The following is a 14,374-nucleotide window of genomic DNA, read 5'->3' on the forward strand; positions in this document are numbered from 1 at the left end:
AATGAAAAACCGCTTATTTTCCCTCACCTTACTCTTAACCATTTTATTTTATGGCATTACCGGTTATCACTTTCTAACCGGGTGGCATCCTATTATTATGATGCTTATTGCCATTATTTTTGGTCTTTTAATTAACCTAGTTGTATACGGTATTTTAAATTTTTTGGGTAAAGGATTAAAGCAAATTCCGCTGAAATCAATAACTGCCGTTCTTAGTGCAATCATTGTTTTCATTATTCTAAAATATATCGGTTTCGGTTGGCCTACTTTATTTTATACCGGGGTCATTAGCCTCAGTGTTTTATTATGCATGGCTCTTTATAGATTTCAACGAAAAAGAACCTTCTTTACAGGTTTGTCATTGCTGGTTTTATTGGTTGGCGCAGGTTATGTATTCTTTAAATTGGCAGGTACAGGTAAAGATCCATATATAAATGATGTACCGTTGGCTTTTACCCAAGATGAGTCTTTTCCTCCTGAAACGGTCAATATGGAGAATCCTGCAATACTGGGTTCGTACTCGGTCAATACGTTTACCTATGGTAGTGGTAGCGATGAACAACGGGAAGAATTTTCAACCGGTATTAAGTTTAAAACGAATACTGTAGATGGTTCTTGGTTGATTCCTGAGTGGAAAGGCAAGAAGAAAAAATGGCGCGAAAGTTATTGGGGATTTGGCTCAGAAAACTTTCCCCTCAACGGTAGAGTGTATATGCCCGAAGGTGACGGACCATTTCCATTGACCCTAATTGTTCATGGAAATCATAATATGATCGATTATTCTGATGATGGCTATGGCTATTTGGGCAGTTTACTGGCGAGTAGGGGAATTATAGCGGTATCGGTCGATGAGAATTTTTTAAACGGACATTGGTCGGGTGATTTTAGAGGAAAAGAAATGCCTGCTCGAGCATGGTTGCTATTAAAGCATTTGGAACAATGGAGAAGCTGGAACAATGATGATGGTCACGAATTAGCGCAAAAAGTGGATATGGAGAAAATCATGTTGATGGGACATTCGCGTGGTGGCGAAGCGGTGTCCATTGCGGCAGCTTATAATCCGCTGCCTTATTTTCCGGATTTGGCAAAAGAAAAATTTAATTTCAATTTTGGCATTAAAGGGGTAGTGGCGCTTGCTCCCACAGATTATAGGTATAATCGTAAAATTATACTCAACAACATTAATTTTCTAAGCATACAAGGTTCTTATGATGCCGATGAAGTTAGCTTTTGGGGAATGAGGCCTTATCGCCGTCTAAAATATACCGATTCTGTAAACAGGTTCAAGGCGGGTGTCTATATTCATCATGCCAATCACGGTCAGTTTAATTCCACTTGGGGAAATTCAGATTTTGGTGCGCCATCAAAATGGTTGTTGAACTTAAATCCGCTACTTAAAGAAGAGCAACAACAAGAAGCTGCCAAGGTATTTATCGGCTCTTTTGCCGAGGCTACTTTAAAAGGTAATCAAGAATACCGTTCTATTTTTAAAAACGTTTCGGTAGCAAAGCAATGGCTGCCCGTAGAGCATTACCTCACGTCTTTTGAAACATCCAATTTTCATACTATTGCCGATTTTGAAGAGGATTTGGATATTACCACTGCCATTGACAGCACGGTATTACAAGCTACCCATGTTGCTTTATGGAAAGAACAAAATTTACCGACCCGTGATGAAGGCAGCCAAGAAAACAATGCTGTTGTTTTGGGATGGGATTATGAAAATTCGATAACGTCGGATAAGGCTGAATACCAAATTGTACTATCGGATAATGATTCAACCGCATTCGCTTCCAATTATAACCTGCAGTTTACACTTGGTGCAGGCAATCACGAATGGTTAGATATCAATGTGCCGGAAGAAGAAAAAGAGACTGATTCGGATGAAAATAAAAGAGAAGCTCCGCAACTGGATTTTACCGTTCAGCTTACGGATAAAGCGGGACAAACAAGTGCTTTCAAAGTAAGTGAGGTGAAAGGTATTTCAAAACCGTTAAAAACGAGATTTACAAAATTTGAATTTTTGGATAAAGACATGATTGGTGATGATTGGGAAGTACAATTGCAGACATATCACTTGCCATTAGAGAAATTCTCTTCTATTAACCCTGAGTTAACTCTGGAAGAGGTAAGTAAAATCACATTCATTTTTGACCAAACAGAGTACGGGGTAGTAGTGCTTGATGAAATAGGTATTTCTGTGGATTAGTTGTTGGTTGTTGGTTGTTGGTTAGGTGAAATTTAGCTTTGCTAAATTTTATAACACATAAAAATCTATACTCTATACTCTATTTTCTCAATTCTTACGTAGTACTTTGAAAATCAAACCTTATACTTCGTACTTTGTACCTTGCTTGTCAGTTCGAGTGAATTTCGAGGTACGAGAAATTTGTATCGAGAACCCTATCGTGTACCCGAGTTCTCGATACAACTTTTTAGTTTCCGCGATGCTTCAACTAAAAAGCCACTCGAAGTGACAATGGTACTTTTTGGATAATCCGTTACACTCATTCAACAGATTGCCACGTCGCGAAAAACTCCTCGCAAAGACGTAATCCAATTGAGCACTGAGCACTAAAAACTTGCCAACCAACAACCATTTCCCGTACTTTGTACTTAATACTTCGGACTTTGAACTTAAAAAAACATCCTAAAACCCTTCTCGTAATAGCACTCGTATGGCCAGAACCTGCTTCTACAGCTGCTGGGGTTCGTATGATGCAATTGTTGCAAGTATTTAAAAAACAAGGGTACGGAATAACTGTGGCTTCCGCTGCTACAACATCTGAGTATTCAGAAGATTTGAATGCTTTGGGTTACCAAACGGCAGATATCAAAATGAATGATAGTTCTTTTGATGTTTTTGTTACGGATTTGAATCCTAATGTGGTGTTGTTCGATCGTTTCTTGACCGAAGAACAGTTTGGGTGGCGTGTTGCCGAAAACTGCCCTGATGCGCTTCGTGTGTTAGATACGGAAGATTTACATTCCCTACGTCATGTGCGTGAGCAATGCTTTAAAAAAAATATTCCGTTTAATACGGATGCTTGGTTAGCTGATGATAAGACCAAACGGGAAATTGCCAGTATTTATCGTTGCGATCTCTCTTTGATCATTTCTAGCTATGAGCAGGAACTATTGACAGATGTACTCAACATAGATAAAAGCCTATTGTTATTACTTCCTTTCATGGTTGATGAAATCACTACTGAAACGAATTGGAAAACATTTGAGGAAAGAGAAGATTTTGTATTCATTGGTGGCGGAAAACATGCGCCCAATATTGATGCTGTAAAATGCTTAAAAACTACTATCTGGCCATTAATTCGTAAAAAATTACCAGAACCTAAATTGCATATTTATGGTGCTTATTTACCACAGCAAATTGTAGAAATGCATAACCCTGCAACCGGATTTCATGTACACGGTAGGGAAGAAGATGTTAATGAAGTCATGCAATCGGCAAAAGTATGCCTTGCTCCGCTACGTTTTGGTGCGGGAATAAAAGGGAAACTACTTTCAGCTATGCAAAATGGAACGCCAAGTGTTACTACTACTATTGGAGCAGAGGGCATGCACGGCATTCTGGACTGGAATGGCTACATCGAAAATGACCATACCGCTTTTGTGGAAGCTGCCGTTAGGTTATATACCACTGAACTTACCTGGCAAAATGCTCAAGATCAAGCTAGGACTTTAATCAATACGTTATATGCTAATGCAAGCTTAGAAAATATGTTAGTAATGCAAGTAGAACAGCTTCAAAAAGATTTAGCTACACATAGAAAGCAAAATTTTACAGGAGCTCTGCTACAACACCAAACCATGACCGCTATCAAGTTTATGAGCAAATGGATTGAGGAGAAGAATAGGGGGTAGTTGGGGTAATGATATTATATTTAAAAAATGGCGAATTTTTGCGCCCTAATTTATTACTATTCTTTTGTTTAAAATCTTAATCCGCTATTTTAAATACGTTGTTACCTGCTGGCTTATTTTGTTAAGATTGTCTTTCAGAGTTGGCAAAGACGTACTCTTTTGTATTTTTTTGGCTTGCGTGCAAGCTGTAGAAAATTGCAAATGTGAATGGCTTAAGTTGGCGGGAATAAAGAGCTTACTTTTTCAATGGTTACAACTTGATTTGATTCGATTACTTTTACAGTTGGTGGTTCTTCAAACTTAAATTCTTTTAAGTCAGCTACTAAATTATCGAACTCAGAATTTGTTGCAACGACAACATCGTCAAGCCCAATTACATCTCCTGTCTTGATTTTTCTTTTTACACTTTTTGCCTCTGTTTCGTTTAAAGTGATTAAATAACTTAAAGCTTTTCTATGAACATATTTTAAAGCTATGGATTCTAAATCTGCTTGTTTGTATCTTTCTCTTAAACTTGTTTTAACACTCCAACATATAGGACCACGTTCAGCGGAATAAAACATTAAATCATAAACAACATTTGGAACAAAAGCAACTTTTGCACTCATATAAATAGGTAGAATATTTTCTCTAATACAAAGAGAAGCTAAAATGTATTCAAACATTTTACCATTTAAATTTGAATTACGTTCTGTATAAGCTTCATATTTATCCCAAAATAATTTTATATATTCAGAAGGTTTTTCATATTTTATTTCCATAAAATTATGAAAAAGTTCTTCAAATATGCTTCCTGCTTTTGTGTCATTACCTATGACAATTCCTAATTCTTTAAGCATCGTTTAGTTTTTCAATTATTTTTTTGGCAGTAGCTTGAATTGCAGGAACTGCAACTGAATTTCCGAATTGTTTGTAAGCTTGTGCATCTGAAACTACTATTTTAAAATTGTCAGGAAAGCCTTGTAATCTTGCCCACTCTCGAGGTGTCATTTTTCTAATTCCTTCTTGGTTTACTTCTCCAGAAATATTAGTTATAGGTTTGAAATTTGTTAACCTATCATCAAAAACTAAATTTCGTTCTCTACCCATTCCTCCACAAACAACCGCATTTGCAGTTCCATCAATTGGAATTATTTCATAACCAAAACCGTTTCCTTTACTTTCGTGCCTTGCTTTATGTTTTCTTAATGTATCTATGTAAGTTGTTGAAAGATAATACTTAACTGAAACTTCATCTTGTTCTAAAACATCTTCTAAAATAGTTTCTTTATTGGTTGGTCTTGGATATTCAAAATCCTTAATACCAGTGTCCTTATGGAATCCAACGATAAAAATTCGCTCTCGATTTTGAGGAACACCAAACTCTTTGGCATTAATAATTTGAGGTTCTGGAACGTAATACCCTAAATCTTCTCGAAGTACATTTAAAATAGTTGATAATGTTTTTCCTTTGTCGTGATTTCTTAGACCTTTTACATTTTCGAGAAAAATTGCTTTTGGTTGTTTTTTCTTAATGATTTCCGCTACGTCAAAAAATAGCGTTCCTCTTGTATCTTCAAATCCACCACGTCTCCCTGCAATCGAAAAAGCTTGACAAGGGAAGCCTGCACAAAGTACATCAAAATTGTCGGGAATATAATTTTTTGTTTTGGGTTTTGTAATATCTCCAAAAGGGATTTCTCCAAAATTAGCTTTATAAGTTTGTTTTGAGTATTTGTCCCATTCACTTGTGAAAACACATTTTCCTTCAAGATTTTGAAGAGCTAAACGAAATCCACCAATTCCTGCAAAGAGATCAATAAATTTGAATTTAGGTTTTTCTGGTGCTGGAAAAGGAACAGATCTATTAAGGTCAAATATCAAATACTGAAGAGCTTCTTCCGCTACTTGAATTGTAACTTTTTGTGTGGGATATTCTTTTTCAAGAATTTCTTTTACATAAGAAAGAGCATCCTTTTTGTAAAATCGTGAAACTCCATTCTTATAGTTATGTAAATAATGCGTAAAAGATGCTGGTTTAGAATTATCTGGGTCAACTAATTTTATTTCAAACAGTTGTCCGTCAATATTTTCTATGTCAATTCTTTCTTTAATCATTATCTTTTATTTAACCATACAAAGTAATAAAGTTTAGTGTTCCAATTACTTGATTATAATTTTTTTTATTCACAATTTTATTCAGTTGATAGTAGGTGAAGTGATTGCTCTATTGAATTTTTTAGCATTGGATTTGAACTTTGGACAAAATCAAAAGTACTCGTGCGAGCGGTGGTTTTTACGGTTTGCAGATAACTTAGATCTAAAGGGAGTTTCAATTCTTTTTAGTGGTTTTAATTATTAAGTTTTCGGGGAGTGTAAGCTAAGTTCTATATTTCATCAGTTGTACGCAAGTACTTACAAAATGAGTTATGCAGAGTTATTAACTAAAGTTTGTGTTAAAACTGCCAACTGTTACTGAATACTGATACTGCCTACTAAAAACTTATAACTGTAAACTGAAACTGCTAGTTGAATACTTAAAATAACACCAATTATTGCGTAATTTTGAGCTATCAAAAAAAGCTAAGAATGGAAGTGGATAAAATGCTAAATTACATTACAAAGGTTATTGAACATATGCCACAAGATTGGTTGAACCTAACTACCCATCGGTTGGATATTTATAATGAAGAATTAGCGAAAGTTCAATTTTTAGATCAATTTAATGATTTAGCGAAGGAAGGGAATTCTGATGTAGCTGCTTTGAGTAATTTACCAACTGCTTATGACTATATTCGATTGGGTCACCCGTTGTCTTGTGTTTTAGAATGGGCAATTGGTAATTTAAACGGGTTGCCGGCTGAGCAGGTCATCAGTTTTCAGTCAAAAACTGCTCCTGTTTTAGCTATCCTAAGAAAAAATCATTTAGAGCATAGAAATACACTCATTACTTACGTGAACGAGCTTCCCGATTCTTTTGATATGAACGTGCTTAAAACGGTTTACGGCTTTTCATTTGAATTGAAAAAAGTAGATGATGCCGAAAATGTTGATTCCTTTGATGGCAGCACCATTTTCATTGCTCAACAAGATGAGATTTCCAAATCGAACTTAGCGTCGAACATAGATTTTTATGTGCATATGTACGACCACTTGGGTAGCGTATTAATGCTTAATGGAGATGAAAACAAAAAGTTCATCTCAGATATTCAACATTTTAGACGTAGGGAAACCGTTGCCATGACTCCCGCAAACTGCCTTAGTGCCTTACAGTCTTTAGTGAAAGGTACATCCGTAGAAAATAAAAATCAGCATTTCGCAGAACATAAGGAGAAGGTGCACCAATTAATTAGAGAGGTTAGCGGTACTACAACCAACCCATTGGTGGCGTCTAGCGGACTATCCATTCAATATGCCATTATGATGGGATTGGTAGATTATGCTTTAGAAAACTATAAGGATAAGGCGATTAAAATCGTTGTTCCGCCAAATTGCTATGGTGGTACCAATGACCAGGCTAGGCGAGTTGCCGCTTGTAGTGATGCCATAGAAATTGTGGATTTACTGGTAGACGGAGATAATGATATGGTGCAAAGTATCGATACCGTTTTAGAGCAAATCGCTAAAGAAGATGCCATACCTTATATTATTGCAGAAATACCCACAAACCCGAGAGTTGAAGTTCCCGACCTTCAAAAACTAAGGGCGGTTTTAAGTGCAAAACGAAAAACCGCAAGTGGAGGAGAGGCTATAGATCCCGTATTTATTTTGGATCAAACTTTTTGCCCTAATGTCCATTTTTTAGGGGATGACGATATTCTTTCCTCCGTTAGAACCATTTCATTTGCGAGCGGATCTAAATTTCCTAGTGGTGGTAAATGTACAGCTGGTTACTGCATCGCGAATAAAAAGGGAGAGGACTTAATGAATAAAATAGCATTGCACCTTGATCTTTGTGATAATGTAGCAACAGACCTACAGCTGGAAATTCTTGCGGAGCAAATGCCATCTATGAACCAACGAATTAAAGATGCGTATACCAATACGCGTGAGTTTGTTCAGTTCATTGCAAAGACGTTGCCAGCGGCTAAAATCAATTTTGTTTCCGATGAGTTGGCAGCCGAAGGGTTTACACCATCTGTCTTTTCATTGGATCTGCCTACCAAAGGAAATACCCCAGAAGAAAGGGAGGCGTATAAAAGAAAAATGAACGATAGGTTGATTCATTTAATGATAACTGAAATACCTAATGAAAGTAAGTACTGTGTTAGTTACGGACAGTTGAAAGGGTGCTACTGGACAATACCGGCAACATCTACACAAGGTACTACCAAAGAGGATGATAAAGATTATATAGCACGTGTGTCACTTTCTCCAAATATGGATTTAGAACGCCATAAAGAGGTCTTTTTAAAGTTTGTTGAAAGTATGTAAAATTGGGTAGGGCAGGGGCTATTCTATATAGCCTTGTTCGCGCATCCATTCATCGTTGAACATTTTACCTACGTACCTGCTACCGTGGTCGTGAAACAAAACCACAACAACATCATCTTTGGTAAAGTGTTCTTTTAATTGCAACACACCTTTAACGGCAGATCCGGCGGAATTTCCTAAAAACATGCCTTCTTCTTTTGCCAACCTTTGCGTGTATACCGCACCATCTTTATCGGTTACTTTGGTGAACCCGTCTATAATGCTGAAGTCCACATTTTTTGGCAGAATATCTTCACCAATGCCTTCGGTTACGTAAGGGTAGATTTCCTTTTCGTCAAAAATTCCGGTTTCATGGTATATCTTGAAAACACTACCATAGGTATCTACACCCCAAACTTTCACATTAGGATTCTGTTCTTTTAAATACTTTCCTACTCCAGATATGGTTCCTCCGGTACCCACACCCACTACAAAATGGGTAATCTTACCTTCGGTCTGCTTCCAAATTTCTGGTCCGGTACTTTCGTAATGCGCTTTTGCGTTACTAGGGTTATCATACTGATTTACGTACCAACTATTTGGAGTTTCTTCTGCCAATCTTTTGGAAACCGAATAATAAGATCTAGGGTCATCTGGTTCTACTGCGGTTGGGCAAACCACAACTTGTGCACCTACCGCCCTTAAAATATCGCACTTTTCTTTAGACTGTTTATCCGCCAGTACAAAAATACATTTGTAACCTTTTACAATGGCAGCCAATGCCAGTCCCATGCCCGTATTTCCAGAGGTTCCTTCTATAATGGTTCCACCAGGCTTTAGTCTACCATCAGCTTCGGCATCTTCGATCATCTTTAACGCCATACGATCTTTGACCGAATTACCAGGGTTAAATGTCTCGTACTTAGCTAATACCAAACATGGTAATTCCGCCGTAAGCGTATTGATTTTCACAAGGGGAGTATTACCAATTGTTTCAAGTATATTTTCTGCGTATTCCATAGCTGTTTTTAAAGTCATTCAAATGTATAAAACTAGATTGACCAAAGCAAAACTGTTGCAGATACATCAATATTTGATTTCAGCTTTTCGTCATAGCGAACGGAGTGAAGCTATCTTTTTATTTGGAACACGCGAATCTAGTCTAAGTGACTTTAATTAATGATATTTAGTTGCATATCTTCAACAGTTTGCCACGTCGCGAAAAGCTCCTCGCAAAGACGTTTTTATTTGTCAAAGTGACCGTAACGAGCTGTCCGTTTAATTGAAATATAACTATGATGCCGGCACAGAATATGAAAAACTGAATACTGAATACCGAATACTGAATACCGAATACTGAATACCGAATACTAATAGTGCCAACTGAAAATTAAGCACTAATAAACCCCTACCGTTTTAATGTAAAATGCCCATTTAAACTAGTACCATCATCACGAGTAACTACAAACCAATAGTCAGATGCAGGCATGGTGTGTCCGTTATAGGTGCCGTCCCAAGAAGAAGTGCCGTTCAGCTGTTTTAGGAACTTGCCATACCTATCAAATATTTTAACGTTTAAAGCAGGTTCGGTATCTGCATAGTCTATAACCCATTCATCATTGATACCATCATTATTTGGGGTAAAGAATTTCGGAAAATACAAAATATATGCAAGGTCTTGGGTAATACCACAACCATTTTTATCTCTTACGTACACCGTATATTCTCCCGGTAGCAAGTCGGTAAACAAGGCACTGTCTTGGTAGTTATAATTATCTAGGGAATACTCGTAATCGCCCAGACTGGCATCAGATAAAATTACTTCAATACTGTTGTTATTTGCTGTCCAGTCTTGAATATCAAAATTGGAAATGGTTGCAACATTAGATAATACCACTTCAAAATTTTTGGTGGTACTGCAAGAGTACGTGCCGTGGTCTTCCGTTACGCTAACCCAATAGGCTCCAATGTTATCCGTAGTTACTGTAATGGTCTGCGTAGTTTCCCCGGTGGACCATTCATAATTATCAAAACCCAAGCCGGCATCGATGGTGACACGCTCATCGGCTTCGCATAATCCTATATAATCACCTAATGCGATTATGGGCGTTTTGGTTAGACTCAGGCTGATTTCCGCAACTTGAGAACATTTATCACTCGAAACAATACGGACATACACTGTGGGATTCTCAACATTCCACATATACGACGTAGCTTGTGCTATTTCATCTTCCACAAGGGCATTTTCTGCTCCTGCACGCGTACTGTAGTAGTTATATTGGCAGTCCGTACAATTTGATAATTGTGATTCGTATGCCGTAACATCTACCAATTCTTCATCGTCATTATCGGTGTCGCAAACATCAATGGTGATATCGTTCAATGCTAAAGATGGTGTTACAATATGTACGGTTATGGCAATTCGCTCTTCACTTTCGCAACCATTAACGGTCTCTTGTGCGCCATAATAGGTATTGCCATCAACCAAACTGGTGGTTTCAGGTATAATATTCCCATCAGTTAAAGTATCGTACCAAATGGCTGAGCTACTGACTTCTATATTTTGAAGTGTTGGGTATTGCGTGGTGCAAAAAAATTGCTCGCTTTCACCTACCAATGCTTCTGGTTTTTCTAAAACTTCTACATAATATTCATCTGATGCTATTCTACAAGTAGTGCTGTTTATATTATCTCCGTTTGCTACACTTACCCGATATAAATAATCGCCTGCTGTGCTGGTATCCGTAAAATGAAAATCGGTGGTGGTTTCTCCTGCAATATCATTCCAGCTATCACCATAATCATCGGAAAATTGCCATTGAAACCGTGGGTCTGAGTATCCTGCAGATATTTCCGTTTGAAAGGTGTAATCTACTATTTCATCTTGGCAGACCACTAGATTGGTGCCTGACTCATTATCAATGGAATTCGTAATTGTTGGTCCGCAGGGTTTAAATGTAATATCATCTAAAACAATATCATTTCCCGGGTGCGCACTAGGTGCGGTATTGAGAATGGTAATGACCACTTCGGTGTCGCTGTCCAAGGTAAAAAAGAAGCCATACTGCACCCAGCTACCCGTTGCTGTTTGTTGTATGTCTCCTGTATTATAAGATCCTAGAATATTACCCGAGGTATCACTGACCCTAAAGGTAACATCTGGGTGGTATTCATCGGTACCCGCACTTGGGTTCATTACATTCATGAGCCATGCCGAAAATTCATAGGTAGTATTACCACAAAGCCCGGTGACGGATTTTCTGTAGAAAACACCCTCTTCTGAAAGTACCGCGCTATTAATGACCATCATATACCCATTGGTGTCGCCCGTATGATCACTTGTTACGTGCCATGCATTGCCTTTTAAACCACTGGTACTATTTGCAATGGTGTATTCGCCTTCGTCCAATTCTCCAGAACTGCTATAGGTAAAAGCCGTAATTGCGGTACCTAGAGCTGCACCCAAGCTAGTGCCGGATCCAAAATTGATCTCGGCAACGGGATCACCCAAACTCCCTTCACATAATTGGGTGTAGGCTTGGGTGGTAATAATAAGACAACAGAACAGTAATAGATGGTGTTTGGTGACCAATGTGTTTTTTACTTAAATCTATTTAAGTACTTGTTGTTTATCAAATAAATTCAGCGAATGCATCTTTTAAATAAGTGAATACTGTAATTGGAGTTACTACAGTGAGATTTACCAATGTACTTAGGTCCTCGACTTCTCTTAGACTTGCATAGATTTTTGATTGCGTTTACCTTTTCAATCTAAAACTAAAAAATAGTTGGTTTGAAGGAATTGTTTCGTTATCGGTCTTGTGTATGAGTAGTAGCGGTTTTTAAAGCACTACTTTTCAGATAGCAATATACTTTATTTAAACGACAAAACGGTTCGAGTTTGCACTCAAACCGCTATTGCTTATAAACGTTGTTGGCATTTCGTATTTTATCTTTTCCGCTTATAATGATTCTGTATTATTTGGTTTAGATAGGTTTTTGTTTCAATCAGTTCGTATTTCTGCTCGTTTGGCAATTCAGTAAACAAGGAAGAACCACCACCTAATAAAATCGGAATAGTCGTAAGAACCATTTCATCAATCAAATCTTCCTTTAAGAAATTCCTAATTGTTGTTCCTCCATCAATATATAATCTATCATATCCTCTTCCGTGAATTTGTTCTAAAATTTCTATTAGAGTTCCTTTGACTAAAAACGCCTTGTCTTTATGCGATTTAGGGATTTCTTTCAGTTTATTGCTCAATACAAAAACAGGTTTGGTGTAAGGCCAAGGAACATCAAAACTGATTACGGTTTCAAAAGTCGTTCGTCCCATAACGAGTGCATCAATTCCGTTAGAGAATTTCAAATATCCCATATCATTATTGTCAGGATTTGGAATAGAATGTAACCAATCAATCCCACCATTTTTGTCTGCGATATAGCCATCCAAACTTGTTGCTATAAACACTTTATTTTTTCTATCCATATCTGTACTTTGTTTAAACTTGAGTGCAAAATTAAATAATTTCAACTCCTCGAAATTGTACAGAATTTACCCTTTCACAAATTGTTTTGGTGTTAATCCACTATATTTTTTAAATGTTCTTATAAAATGCGATTGGTCATAAAAGCCACAGTCAAGACCTAAACTTGTGAGATTTTTATATTTATTGGCATTAATTTTAATTATTGCGTGATTGACTTGTTTTAACCTTAAATATTCGTTTGGTGTTATGTGAAAAGTATTCTTGAATTTTTGAATGAAACTCTTTTGAGAAATAGAAATTAAATTATTAAAATCCTTGATTCTCTTTGGTTCAGATATATTTTTATTTAGATAAGTCTCAAATTTTATCAAATCATTTTCCAAGCGTGAATTTTGAAATAATTTAAACAGTTCTTTCTCAATTTTCTTTAAATCTGGTTTTGCTTTTATAAGAAACTGTTTAAACAAGATTTCAGATAAATCTCCAATTCTTGAGCTGTTAATTTGCCTTGCTATTAATCCATAACAAAACGGTTTTAAGATGAGTCCAACGTTCAGATATTTGCCCGAAATTTCCGTATGGAATGGTTTTGTTTTTAGTCCCGATAATATTTGTTGATTGTTCTGAAAATTGAATTCCTCAACATTCTGCCCATTTATAGAAAACGAGTCGCCATAATTGAAAATCAATTCCGTGAACAAAGGTGCGTGATGAATTGCCTGAATTTCATAATTATCTGATTCGCCTGCCCAAATTACATCTATGAATTGATTAAGCGGATAATTTGGACGATATGTTTTAGTGTTTTTCAATCAATTTTCGGATGTTGCTTTAATATGAATGCCAACGTAGAGCTAAGAAGAGTTTTAATTCTTTTTAGCGGGTGATAACGAAGTTCGTTTTTTCAAAAATTAAAAGCAAATAGCTTTAAAGTGAGTTATAGTCAAGTTATTAACGAAACAGATAAGAACACCGCAGTTTAAATAGATTGTGGGAATTAGGACTCCTTTTTAATCTTACTCAAAAATTCATGTGTAATACCCAAGTAGCTAGAGGTTTGCCTGTCTGTGAGTTTTGAAGCGATCTCTGGGTATTTTGAGGTAAAGTGAAGATATCTTTCTTTAGCTGTCAAACTTTGGTTACGTACCAATCGTCTTTGCCAAGCAACTACAGATTTTTGGAACATAATGCGAAATAGTTTCTCCGCTGATGGAATTGCTTCGTATAATTTTTCTTTATCAGTTTGAGAAATGATCAACAATTCACTGTCCTCAAGTGCTTGAATATTAAGTTCAGATGGTTTGTTGTTCATGAAACTATCAATATCCATTAACCACCAATCTTTTGTAGCAAAAAACAGGGTATTCTCATTTCCTTTTTTATCCAAAGTAAAAGTTCTAAAACAACCATCTAAAACAAAACCTTCAAACTTGCAAGTTTCACCTTGTTGCAATAAATACGCTTTTTTAGCTATGGACTTGGGTTGAAAGTAACTACAGAATTGCTCTTGTTCAGTTTTGGTTAACCGTACAATGTTATTAATATGCGCTAGTAGTAAATCGTAAATCATTTATAGCATGTTTCTTCAAGCAATTCCAATTTGTCTTCAACAA

General features: G+C 36.6%; 10 protein-coding genes. 3 read left to right on the forward strand and 7 right to left on the reverse strand.

Annotated features, from left to right (window positions below; genetic code table 11):
- Position 1 precedes the first annotated feature (1 nt).
- Both DCS95_RS01005 and DCS95_RS01010 read left to right on the forward strand, forming a co-directional pair.
- On the forward strand, positions 2-2,209 hold the full coding sequence (locus DCS95_RS01005) for a hypothetical protein (RefSeq protein WP_116768996.1): 2,208 nt from the start codon (positions 2-4) through the stop codon (positions 2,207-2,209).
- Between the two features lie 422 nt (positions 2,210-2,631).
- Entirely contained in the window at positions 2,632-3,879 is a 1,248-nt protein-coding gene (locus tag DCS95_RS01010; protein ID WP_244178350.1) for a glycosyltransferase, read from the forward strand.
- Between the two features lie 212 nt (positions 3,880-4,091).
- On the opposite strand, the gene DCS95_RS01015 is transcribed toward DCS95_RS01010, so the two are convergent.
- Together DCS95_RS01015 and DCS95_RS01020 are read right to left on the reverse strand one after the other, a co-directional pair.
- On the reverse strand, positions 4,092-4,718 hold the full coding sequence (locus tag DCS95_RS01015) for a hypothetical protein (RefSeq protein ID WP_116768997.1): 627 nt from the start codon (positions 4,716-4,718) through the stop codon (positions 4,092-4,094).
- A complete protein-coding gene (locus tag DCS95_RS01020; RefSeq protein ID WP_116768998.1) occupies positions 4,711-5,976 on the reverse strand; it encodes a DNA cytosine methyltransferase in 1,266 nt (421 codons plus the stop codon). The genes DCS95_RS01015 and DCS95_RS01020 overlap by 8 nt, the downstream gene beginning before the upstream one ends.
- 471 nt (positions 5,977-6,447) lie before the next feature.
- Between DCS95_RS01020 and DCS95_RS01025 the strand changes: the two genes are divergently transcribed.
- The gene (locus DCS95_RS01025; protein ID WP_116768999.1) at positions 6,448-8,292 is read left to right on the forward strand and encodes a PLP-dependent aminotransferase family protein; all 1,845 of its coding nucleotides are present in this window, start codon (positions 6,448-6,450) and stop codon (positions 8,290-8,292) included.
- Positions 8,293-8,310: 18 nt separating this feature from the next.
- Here the strand turns inward: DCS95_RS01025 and DCS95_RS01030 are convergent, their stop codons facing one another.
- From DCS95_RS01030 to DCS95_RS01050, 5 genes are all read right to left on the reverse strand, one after another.
- Complete coding sequence (locus DCS95_RS01030; RefSeq protein ID WP_116770104.1) at positions 8,311-9,291, reverse strand: PLP-dependent cysteine synthase family protein; 981 nt, start codon at positions 9,289-9,291, stop codon at positions 8,311-8,313.
- Positions 9,292-9,679: 388 nt separating this feature from the next.
- Positions 9,680-11,863 carry a T9SS type B sorting domain-containing protein gene (locus DCS95_RS01035; RefSeq protein WP_164674096.1) on the reverse strand — a complete coding sequence of 728 codons (2,184 nt, stop codon included), beginning with the start codon at positions 11,861-11,863 and terminating at the stop codon, positions 9,680-9,682.
- Between the two features lie 357 nt (positions 11,864-12,220).
- Complete coding sequence (locus DCS95_RS01040) at positions 12,221-12,760, reverse strand: dihydrofolate reductase family protein (RefSeq protein WP_116769001.1); 540 nt, start codon at positions 12,758-12,760, stop codon at positions 12,221-12,223.
- 66 nt (positions 12,761-12,826) lie between these two features.
- Positions 12,827-13,573 carry a helix-turn-helix domain-containing protein gene (locus DCS95_RS01045; RefSeq protein ID WP_116496956.1) on the reverse strand — a complete coding sequence of 249 codons (747 nt, stop codon included), beginning with the start codon at positions 13,571-13,573 and terminating at the stop codon, positions 12,827-12,829.
- 185 nt (positions 13,574-13,758) lie between these two features.
- Complete coding sequence (locus DCS95_RS01050) at positions 13,759-14,331, reverse strand: Crp/Fnr family transcriptional regulator (RefSeq protein WP_116769002.1); 573 nt, start codon at positions 14,329-14,331, stop codon at positions 13,759-13,761.
- Positions 14,332-14,374 lie beyond the last annotated feature (43 nt).

The sequence above is a fragment of the Maribacter litoralis genome (assembly GCF_003075045.1).
Lineage (GTDB): Bacteria > Bacteroidota > Bacteroidia > Flavobacteriales > Flavobacteriaceae > Maribacter > Maribacter litoralis.